General features: G+C 49.2%; 9 protein-coding genes and 1 pseudogene. 1 reads left to right on the top strand and 9 read right to left on the bottom strand.

Annotated features, from left to right (window positions below; genetic code table 11):
- Nucleotides 1-47 precede the first annotated feature (47 nt).
- Complete coding sequence (locus tag B9Y55_RS12785; RefSeq protein ID WP_085545730.1) at nucleotides 48-701, bottom strand: PglD-related sugar-binding protein; 654 nt, start codon at nucleotides 699-701, stop codon at nucleotides 48-50.
- A gap of 141 nt (nucleotides 702-842) precedes the next feature.
- On the opposite strand from B9Y55_RS12785, the gene B9Y55_RS12780 reads away from it, so the two are divergent.
- Entirely contained in the window at nucleotides 843-1,889 is a 1,047-nt protein-coding gene (locus B9Y55_RS12780; protein WP_085545729.1) for an IS5 family transposase, read from the top strand.
- A 131-nt stretch (nucleotides 1,890-2,020) separates the two neighbouring features.
- On the opposite strand, the gene B9Y55_RS12775 is transcribed toward B9Y55_RS12780, so the two are convergent.
- The 8 genes and pseudogenes from B9Y55_RS12775 to B9Y55_RS13650 form a co-directional block, all read right to left on the bottom strand.
- Complete coding sequence (locus tag B9Y55_RS12775) at nucleotides 2,021-3,424, bottom strand: lipopolysaccharide biosynthesis protein (protein WP_085545728.1); 1,404 nt, start codon at nucleotides 3,422-3,424, stop codon at nucleotides 2,021-2,023.
- 3 nt (nucleotides 3,425-3,427) lie between these two features.
- Nucleotides 3,428-4,171 (bottom strand): sugar phosphate nucleotidyltransferase, encoded by a 744-nt coding sequence (locus tag B9Y55_RS12770; RefSeq protein WP_085545727.1) that lies wholly within the window; start codon nucleotides 4,169-4,171, stop codon nucleotides 3,428-3,430.
- The gene (locus B9Y55_RS12765) at nucleotides 4,168-5,271 is read right to left on the bottom strand and encodes a DegT/DnrJ/EryC1/StrS family aminotransferase (protein ID WP_085545726.1); all 1,104 of its coding nucleotides are present in this window, start codon (nucleotides 5,269-5,271) and stop codon (nucleotides 4,168-4,170) included. The genes B9Y55_RS12770 and B9Y55_RS12765 overlap by 4 nt, the downstream gene beginning before the upstream one ends.
- Nucleotides 5,255-5,917, bottom strand: coding sequence for a DapH/DapD/GlmU-related protein (locus tag B9Y55_RS12760; protein ID WP_085545725.1), 663 nt, complete (start codon nucleotides 5,915-5,917; stop codon nucleotides 5,255-5,257). Before B9Y55_RS12760 ends, B9Y55_RS12765 begins: the two co-directional genes overlap by 17 nt.
- Entirely contained in the window at nucleotides 5,877-6,287 is a 411-nt protein-coding gene (locus B9Y55_RS13325) for a sugar 3,4-ketoisomerase (protein ID WP_159448359.1), read from the bottom strand. The genes B9Y55_RS12760 and B9Y55_RS13325 overlap by 41 nt, the downstream gene beginning before the upstream one ends.
- Nucleotides 6,284-7,339, bottom strand: a complete 1,056-nt coding sequence (rfbB, locus tag B9Y55_RS12750) for a dTDP-glucose 4,6-dehydratase (protein WP_085545723.1) — start codon at nucleotides 7,337-7,339, stop codon at nucleotides 6,284-6,286. The genes B9Y55_RS13325 and rfbB overlap by 4 nt, the downstream gene beginning before the upstream one ends.
- Nucleotides 7,340-7,692: 353 nt before the next feature.
- Nucleotides 7,693-8,751 (bottom strand): ParA family protein, encoded by a 1,059-nt coding sequence (locus B9Y55_RS12745; protein ID WP_085545722.1) that lies wholly within the window; start codon nucleotides 8,749-8,751, stop codon nucleotides 7,693-7,695.
- A 152-nt stretch (nucleotides 8,752-8,903) separates the two neighbouring features.
- Nucleotides 8,904-9,493 (bottom strand): annotated as a pseudogene (locus tag B9Y55_RS13650) (hypothetical protein); the annotation flags it as partial.

Below are 9,493 nucleotides of genomic sequence, written 5' to 3'. Positions count from 1 at the left end.
TTTAGGACCTAAATCGGCAGGGGGACTGAATAGTTACAAGCACGTTATCATTCTACATGTCTAAAATATTTCGCAGGAGTTCCCACGTGAACCTCTCTGTCAGCGATATCCCTCGTAGCTAGAGATTTAGCACCTAAGACGGAAAAGTCTCCTATCTTCACCTTAGTTAATACGGTTGAAGCCATACACACATCAGAAGCCCTTCCTACTTCTGTATAGGATCCAATTGTAGAGCCATTCACAATATGGGCCAGGTCTCCTACTTTAGAGTGATGAAAAACTGAACAATTAGCCTTTATAAAAGCAGATTTTCCTATGCTAGTATGATGCCCAATATAGCAGCCACTCATAATAAAAGCCCCTGAAGATATCGTTGCAGTTTGAGCGATAAAAGAGGATGGATGAACAATAGTTGCGAGCTGCCTTTCGGGAATAGTCATTTTTTTGAAAAGACGGTCTCGCACTAACCCCTTTTCTATGGGATGAACCGCAAAGGAAAAAAAGAACCCTTCATTAACAAAACGTGCAATGTCATCTGTCTTTCCAACAACAGGATATTCGAGTACGCTGTCTGTGTAATCATTTATAAAACCCGCTATATGCCATTCATTAACATCATACCTATGGGTCATGTCTTCTATGCAAGAGGCAACAACCCCACCGTTTCCCTCGCCTCCGATAATAAGTAATTTTTTTTGCATAAAACATCCCCCTAAATCAAATTTTTTTTCTAGGGCACCTCTAAAAACCCTCCCAACTAGCAGGAAGAATACCCCTCTTTAGATTAGGATGGTAAAATATCGGTTATAACCAAAAAACTCTCGAGAAGGGATGGGATCCCCTTGAAACAACGGAGCCTCTTTGCGGAAGAAATTGCCTATGATAGCCTTGAAAAGGTGAACGATCCACTGGTACGAATAGAAGAAGCGGTGGATTGGTCAATCTTCGAACAGCCGTTGAAGGACTTCCGGGAAGGACTCAGACAGAAGGATTCCCTAGGAGGAAGAAAGCCCTTTCCTCCTCTTCTCATGTTCAAGATCCTGGTGCTCCAGGCACTGTACAATCTGTCCGACGACGCCATGGAATTTCAGGTCCGGGACAGGCTTTCCTTCAGGCGCTTTCTCGGTCTCTCCCTGGAAGCAAAAGTTCCCGATGCCAAGACTATATGGCTTTTTAGGGAGCAGTTGACCAAGGCAAAACTGATGAAGCCTCTGTTCGATCTTTTCGACGATCATATCCGTAAAAGTGGCTTCGAGGCAAAAAAAGGCCAGATAGTGGACGCCTCTATCGTGAGGGTTCCGATCCAGAGAAACAAACGGGATGAAAACCGCAAGATCAAGGACGGAGAACCACCGGAGGACTGGCCCAAGAACAAGAGATCTCAAAAAGACACCGACGCCAGGTGGACGAAGAAAAACGGCAAAAGCTTCTTCGGCTACAAGAACCACATAGAGATCGACTCTCAAAACAAGATTATCCGTAAATACAGCGTAACCGAGGCATCTGTCCATGACAGCAACGTATTCGAGGAACTCATCGATCCCAGTAACAGTAGCAAGGATGTTTATGCCGACTCAGCTTATAGAAGCCACGAGAAAATCACCTGGCTTGAGGAACAAGGCTACAGACCGAAAATCCAACGGAAAGGATACAGGGGCAAACCCATCACATGGTGGGAGAGACAGGGGAACAGAACAAGGTCCAAAGTCCGAAGCAGGGTAGAGCACGTCTTCGGAGCTCAAGCCATGAAGACCGGTAACCTGATAGTTCGAACTATCGGGAAAGCCAGAGCTTCAACCGCTATAGGACTGAGAAACCTAGCCTATAATATCGTTCGATTCTCGTTCCTGATGATGAAGTCAGGAGCTCTATGTTCTGTACCCAAATGACGGTAAAAGCCGATTTGTTCAGGGAACCGGAGCGATAACAGAGGCTCACTTTAACGCTGATTTAGCCTGATTCGTCGCTGTTTCTGGGCTGTGGCTTTTTTTGTCTGCTCAGACCGCTAAATATGGGATTACTAGAGGTTCCCTCTAGAGACAAACAAAACCAAATCCGACCTATAAGCCCACAAAACAACCGAGACAATTACAAAGGAGCCTAACGACATAAAGACATTATCGAGTTTCAAAGATATCGGGATATAGCAGATGCTGAGAAGGACTATAAATATAAACTTCCAGCTCACGGTAAATTTTCCCATTTTAGAAACGACCTTAACCATCGCCACTATCATTACCAAGTAGCCCAGAAAAGTCGCCACAGCCGCCCCTGCGATTCCCCATTTTGGGATGAGGATAAAGTTCAAAACTACGTTTACTACAGCTCCGGCAAAACGGTTTACAGTGCTTATATAGTTTTTTTTGACCACCTGAAGCTGGGTTCCTGCTATCTGTGAGAGCATGAGTATCAGAGGCGATATATAGAGGTAGGGGAATACCACCGAAGCCCCTCGATACCCCTCTGCCACCATGAAGGAGAAAATCCAGTCCACGAAGGGCAGAAGCACGAGAAGGCTTATTATCGAAAGGACCCCTAGAACCTCAAATACCCTGGACATAAGTTCGGTGTGGTCTGAGTCCTTCATGGTGGAGAAGGCAAAATACTGCCATCCTCCAGCAAAGGCCATATATATTCCCTGACTTATTGCCGATAGTCTGGCTCCAACCCCATAAAGACCAACCGACTCCATCCCCAGGTAGTGGCCTATCATAAACCTGTCGCAGGAGGTGAAAATCCAGTAGACAAGGAAGTTAGGGGTAAGAGGAATCCCTATCTTTAATAGTTCTTTGACGTGACCCTTATTTACACCCTTTAGAGTGAAGTAAGATCTGTTCAGCCAACCATAGAGGACCAAAACGACGATTCCGCTGAGGAGGTTTCCCGCTACAAGTCCCTGAAGGGGATAGTTTCTCAACGCCAACCCCATGGCTATGGCGTAGTAGATTATAGGCCCCAGTAGGGAAAGGATTATGATGGTTCTACGTTTGTTTTCCATCCTGGTAGGGGCTTCAATAACTCTCTTTATTGTTTGTGACGATATAACCAGACCAGCACAGAGGACTAGCCAACTGTATTTGCCCTGCCATGGTGAGTAGCCATAGAGCCAAAGGAATAAGGCGACGAGAAGTACTAAGCACCCGGAGACTGCCACTATGGACAATGAGCTTGAGCAAATCTGTTTACGAAAAGACTGGTCCTCTCCGTCAAAGTAGAGCCGAAACATGGCGTCGTAGCTGCCCAGAATCGCCATAGGAACACCGAAACGGATGATGATGGTGTAGATATCGAAAATCCCGAACACCGCCGGGTCGGTTATGATTCGGGTCAACACCGGCAGCATCAGAAATGGAACTATTTTTGTGAGGACGTTTCCCACTCCGTAGATCAGGAAGTTTTCTATAAAAAGACGGGTTCTGGACACGGTTTAGTCTATTCCCATCTCTCTGCGATGTTTTTCGAACATTATGCGGTTTGCGTCGTAGTAGGACTCGAAGGTTCCGGTGTCCATCCAGCGGCCACCGGAGACGAAGTCGTACTGAAGGGCTCCTAGCTCGATATAGCGGTTGTTGACGCTGGTTATCTCGTATTCTCCTCGCGCCGATGGTTTTGTGTGTTTTATGACGTCGAAGACCCTTTTATCGTAGACGTAAGCTCCTACTACGGCGTAGTTGCTCTTTGGGCATTCGGGTTTTTCCTGGATCTCCACCACGTTCTGTTCGTCCAGAGCCGCCACGCCGAACCTCTCAGGGTCGGCGACCTCCACCAATAGGACCCTGGCGCCGGAGCACTTTTGCTTTGTCATGTAGTTTTCGACCAGATAGCCGATAGGTTCTTCAAAGACGTTGTCTCCCAGGAGGACTAAAACCGAGTCGTCTCCGACGAAGTCTTCCGCAAGGCGAAGGGCGTCGGCGATTCCTTTGGCTTCGTCCTGAACGCTGTAGGAGAAGTTGAGCCCAAAGTCGGAGCCGCTTCCCAGGGCTCCGACCATCTGTCCCATGTGCTCGGAGCTGGTGACTATCCTGACGTCTTTTATCCCACAGACCATCATGTTCCTTATGGGGTTGTAGATCATAGGCTCCGGGCCTACGGGCAGGAGATGTTTGTTTATGGTTTTTGTCAGAGGATAGAGCCTGGTGCCCTTCCCTCCCGCTAGGATTACGCCTTTCATCTTCTCATTCCTCCAAATTCGTTTACCGCAGCACATACTTCTCTCATTTCGTCGTCGGTCATGCAGTTGTAGAGGGGAAGGCTGAGAACCGAGTTAGCCAGGCCCTCCGTTATGGGGTAGTCGCCGACTTTGTATCCCAGGTGGCCGTAGGCACCGGAGAGGTGAGGCGGAACGGGATAGTGGATCTGGGTCTGGATTCCCCTCGCCTCGAGGTGGGCCTGGAGGTCGTCTCTATTTTGGCTCTCCACCACGAAGAGGTGCCAGACGTGGGAGGCTTCGGGACGTATGGAGGGCAGGGTTACCACCGAGGAGTCGATGTTGCTCAGGTAGTATTCCGCTATAGAGGCCCTTTCATTCAGGGTTTCGTCCAGATATTTTAGCCTGACCCGAAGGAGTGCAGCCTGGATTTCGTCCAGACGGGAGTTCACCCCACAGACGTCGTTGTAATATTTCTTTTTGCTGCCGTAGTTTCGGAGGGTTTTCACCTTATCCGCCAGCCCCATGTCGTCGGTGACGATGGCTCCGGCGTCGCCGAAGGCTCCCAGGTTTTTGGTCGGAAAGAAGCTAAAGCAGTTTATGGTTCCGAAGGTTCCGGTTTTGCGTCCTTTCCAGGTCGCTCCGTGAGACTGGGCACAGTCCTCTATTACAGGTATGTTCCTCCTGTTGGCTATTTCCACGATAGAGTCCATGTTACAGGGAAGGCCGTAGAGGTGTACCGCCATTATGGCTTTTGTCTTTTCCGTTATGGCCTGTTCGAGCTTGTCTGGGTCTATTCCGTGGTATCCATCGGGCTCCACAAATACCGGAGTCGCCCGGTTTTCCGTTATGGCTAAGACCGTGGCGATGTAGGTGTTTGCCTGAACTATAACCTCGTCCCCTGGGCCTATGTCCAGGGCCCTTATGGCGAGTATCAGGGCATCCAGGCCCGAGTTGAGCCCGATGCAGTGGGAGGAGCCAACGTAGTCGGCAAATTCCGCCTCGAAGGCCGATAGCTCCTGACCGAGGATATACCACCCAGACTCCATTGCCCTGATCGCAGCGGAGTCGTATTCTGCCTTGTGCCGTTCGTATAGAGGGGCTAGTTTATTGGAAGGTATCATTTACAGGCAACTCCTTTATTATCTTGGCTGGATTTCCAGCTATTATGACGTTAGGAGGGAAATGCTTACCAGTTAAAATAGATCCCGCGCCAACGACGCAATTATCACCGATAATAGTCCCTTTAAGAACTGTAACGTTATTGCCAAACCAGACATTCTTGCCTATCACGACAGGGCTAGATAATCCCCTACAGAGTCTTCTCTTTGCAGGCTCCAAGCCATGCCCATCACAATCACTGATTTGTAGGTTCCTTCCAAAAAGGCAGTCATCTCCAATCGTGATACTGTCTGTGGCGATGATAACTAAACCATTGTTGGAAGCTATATTCCTACCTAGAAAAATTTTTGAGTTTTCATATCTAGCCTGAATTTCACAGTCGCTGGACCGGAATCCTCCCCCGCTAGGCACGCCAAATATACATTTATCGCCTATTTTTATGGAACCAAGTCCTGTAATGTATGTCCGCTGGTAAAAAGCGATATTTCTTCCCAAAACAAGCCTCATCGACCCCATGGATTTATAAATCAAAACCCTTGCATAGTTAAAACCAATGGTTGTTTTTGTGACAATCCAAGGGATCACGAGTCTAGGATTTTTGATAGCCTTAACTAGTCTCTCCAGGAAACTTTTCTTTGAATTTGCCATAATTACGGATATAATCCTCCTCTACGTAAAAGTTGGAAGCCATTACAAGCAATAAAGAGCCTGATTCTATCCACTTCATGGTATGCCATACTCCAGGTCCGACGTAGAGCCCTTTGTCCGGCGAATCCAGAAGGCAGTTTTTTACCTCCGTGCCGTCGTCCAGAGCGACCTCTATCGAGCCGTAGGGGCAGAGGAGGATCTGTTCCAGCTTTTTATGGGCGTGGTGTCCTCTGACGGTTCCGGCCTTGACGTTGCCGATATGGTATATCCGTTTTACGTCGAAAGGTATCTGTTTGCCCGTCTCCCATACACAGAGCAGGTCGTCCGAGTCAGCGGGGTTTTTTATGGTTTGGGCGGAGTATATCTTCAATCTACATCCCCCAATCCCAGCCGTTCCATCCTGTAGGATCCGTCGGTTACCCTGTTTACCCACTCCTGGTTGTCCAGATACCAGTTGACCGTTTTTTCCATGCCGGTGTCGAAGGTCTCCTCGGGGGTCCAGCCTAGTGCCTTTTTTATCTTCGATGCGTCTATGGCGTACCGTTTGTCGTGGCCTGGCCTGTCCTTGACGAAGGTTATCTGGTCCCTGTAGCTTCCGTCGGCTTTCGGCCTTTTTGAGTCCAGAAGGTCGCATAGGGTGTGGACTATGGTTAGGTTGGTCCTTTCGCTGTTACCCCCTACATTGTAGGTCTCCCCTGGTGCGCCTTTTTCCATGGCGGTGGCAAGGGCTTTGCAGTGGTCCATGACGTAGAGCCAGTCCCTGACGTTTGAGCCGTCTCCGTAGATAGGCAGGTCCTTTCCCCCAAGGGCGTTGTGGATCACCAGAGGGATGAGCTTTTCGGGAAACTGGTAGGGGCCGTAGTTGTTGGAGCAGTTGGTGGTTACCGTGGGCAGGCCGTATGTGTGGTGGTAGGCCCTGACCAGGTGGTCCGACGACGCTTTGGACGCAGAGTAGGGCGAGTTAGGGGCGTAGGCGGTGGTCTCGGTGAAGAGGCCGGTGTCCCCTAAAGAGCCGTAAACTTCGTCGGTGGAGACGTGGAGGAACCTAAAGGCCTCTTTGGCCTCTGTAGAGAGGCCATTCCAGTAGGATCTGACGGTCTCTAACAGGACGAAGGTTCCCATGACGTTGGTCTTTATGAACTCCGCCGGTCCGTCGATGGACCGGTCCACGTGGCTTTCCGCCGCCAGGTTGAATACGCCCTCGATTTCTCTGCCTTTGAGGATATGGGATACCAGAGGACCATCGGCGATGTCGCCTTTTATGAAGGTGTAGTTATCCTCGCCCTCGAGGTCCGCCAGGGAGTCCAGGTTTCCCGCGTAGGTCAGTAAGTCGAGCACCGTTACGTTATGTCCCTGTTCCACAAGCAGGTGAACCAGGTTGCTTCCTATAAATCCGGCTCCGCCGGTGATTAGGTAGTTCATCCTAGGGAGCGCTCCCTTCATATCTATTGTTATGAATATAGTGGTGAATGCCAAAACAGTTTCGTTACGATCGGTCTGTCTATTCTACAGGAGAGCCTGCGCGATAGTCGATAGGATCCTCTCCGCTGCGTGTCCGTCGCCATAAATCTGTAGATCATGGCTTCTTTGACGAATTGGGGTCTGGCCCCTACGAGGGATAGGACTTTAGGCAAGAGAAAGCCTCCTTAAGGCATCGCATATATTTTAGGTTTTACATGAGTCAAAATACTACTCATAACCGCTTTGGTCAAGGGGCAAATCGACCGATTTGGTGTGGGCGATCAGGTTGGAGATGGTCTGGGGCGAGGTTATCGCTAGAGCTGATCGGTCAGGTCTTTGATGTTGGGAATTTGCTTTTCCAACTGGCTGATGTTCACCATGATTTTGTTTCCCAGTATGGTTCTAGGACCACTTGGCAGAACCGATATCGGTATTCCACAGGCACCGGAGACCACCGAGGCGGAGTTTGCATCGTTGATCTCGAACTGGAACATTTTCTGGAAAGATTTTTTATTGCTTGGTATAGGGGTTCCCGCAGGATGAATGAAAAAAATATTAGGATTCCCCTGCCAGGTTTCCCAAAGTTCCTCTCCTATTTCGTTGACGACCGTTTTGAACGCTGATGCGGATGTTTTGTTCATCTGAGTTAGCCTGTTACCTATATACATGTATATTTTGGGCAATTCCATCCTATACTTCAATAAGTTAAGATAAAATTCGGTCTGTACGTCCTGCTCATGCCGTCTTTGGCCATAGACCAAAGATAGTAGAGTTTTTATGGAGCGTTTGGAGGCTCCGTCTACGGAGAAGGGTATTAGAAGTCTGTCCGCAGCGGTTAGAGCCAGCTCGGTATATATGGAAAAGCTGGGATTACAGTCGATAAAGACACATATGTCATCGGTGTTCCAGGAGTCGGCTATGTCATCGATGAGGTTTTTTATCCATAGGTGAACGATCCTCCACGCGTCCTCAGGTCCTATGGTGGACGCTCCAAAAACCCTTGAAGTCAGTGCCTCTAGCTGCTCGTCTCCTGGGACGAGAAACAGGTTTTCCGGTATGTAGTCGTTGTAGTTACAGACCTGTATCGGAAATTCACTTCCTGTTTTAGGCGATATATAGGGGCTTTTGATTCGATGCTGGATATATCCTGCGATGGTTTTTCTCGGCGCAGCTTTCTGTATATCGGATAGATTTTCGTCTCCTTGGTTGACGATGCCCCCGAGGAAAGTCAGAGAAGAGTTAGACTGAGGGCACAGGTCTATCACGAGCACCTTTTTAGACCGGTGGTTTTTAGCATATTCCGAGGCTAGCTGGAATGTCAGGTAGCTTTTTACAACTCCACCTTTGTTGTTCCACACAGCATATACGATCATAACGCCATTCCACCTCCTGTTTTATGGGAATTGTAGCAGGGAAAGCCTCTTTACTGGTAATAGACCTGAGAGCCGACACCGGCTCAGCCGATCAGGGGAGATCCTTGAGGGCAGCTAAGAGAGAGCCTGCCCAGGTTTCGGCAGGCCCTATCTTAGCTCTCCAGTTCGGCGGCGTATACTTCCCGGTTGTCCGAGATGTCTTTGACCTTCTCCAGGGGCAGGTCAAGCAGGTTAGAGATAGTTTGGGGATCTGTGTTTTTCTCAAGCATCTTGATAACCGCCTGAATGACCCCTTCCTGTCTGCCTTCCTGTTTGCCTTGCTGTCTGCCTTCCTGTCTGCCTTCCTGTTTGCCTTGCTTTATCCCTCTCTGTAGGCCTCTTTCAAGACCCTCTCTGCGTCCTCTGTGTATGCCTTTACGAAGGCCCTCTTTTTCCCAGGCCCTGGTCCAGTCTCTTACCTTTTCCGCAAGCATGGTGTCCACCTCCAGTAGATCCTCGTAGGTTGAGAAGTCCTTGTCCGGAATCCTCTTGGGGAGCAACACCCCTCGAAGAAAAACAGTGAAGGATCTCCGAATTTTCGTGTGTTCCGGTAGTTGGAGCCAGTCGATTAACTCTCTTATGACTAGGCGAAGGTCCTGGTGGGAGCGGCTGTTCTCCATCCTGATAAGTGCCGCAACCAGGTTTCGAGGCATCTGCAATCTGCTGTCGTCGTATCTGCCCTCATCCATCAAAAAGTAACGCA

It is taken from the genome of Dethiosulfovibrio salsuginis, assembly GCF_900177735.1.
Classification (GTDB): Bacteria; Synergistota; Synergistia; order Synergistales; family Dethiosulfovibrionaceae; genus Dethiosulfovibrio; species Dethiosulfovibrio salsuginis.
This window is presented reverse-complemented; position numbering and strand designations above follow the sequence as displayed.

What these genes read in the sequence shown, in the direction of transcription:
- B9Y55_RS12745 (WP_085545722.1), bottom strand. Translation starts at nt 8,751, where the DNA reads ATGATCGTATATGCTGTGTGGAACAACAAAGGTGGAGTTGTAAAAAGC.
- B9Y55_RS12770 (WP_085545727.1), bottom strand. Translation starts at nt 4,171, where the DNA reads ATGAAAGGCGTAATCCTAGCGGGAGGGAAGGGCACCAGGCTCTATCCT.
- rfbB (WP_085545723.1), bottom strand. Translation starts at nt 7,339, where the DNA reads ATGAACTACCTAATCACCGGCGGAGCCGGATTTATAGGAAGCAACCTG.
- B9Y55_RS12760 (WP_085545725.1), bottom strand. Translation starts at nt 5,917, where the DNA reads ATGGCAAATTCAAAGAAAAGTTTCCTGGAGAGACTAGTTAAGGCTATC.
- B9Y55_RS12765 (WP_085545726.1), bottom strand. Translation starts at nt 5,271, where the DNA reads ATGATACCTTCCAATAAACTAGCCCCTCTATACGAACGGCACAAGGCA.
- B9Y55_RS12785 (WP_085545730.1), bottom strand. Translation starts at nt 701, where the DNA reads ATGCAAAAAAAATTACTTATTATCGGAGGCGAGGGAAACGGTGGGGTT.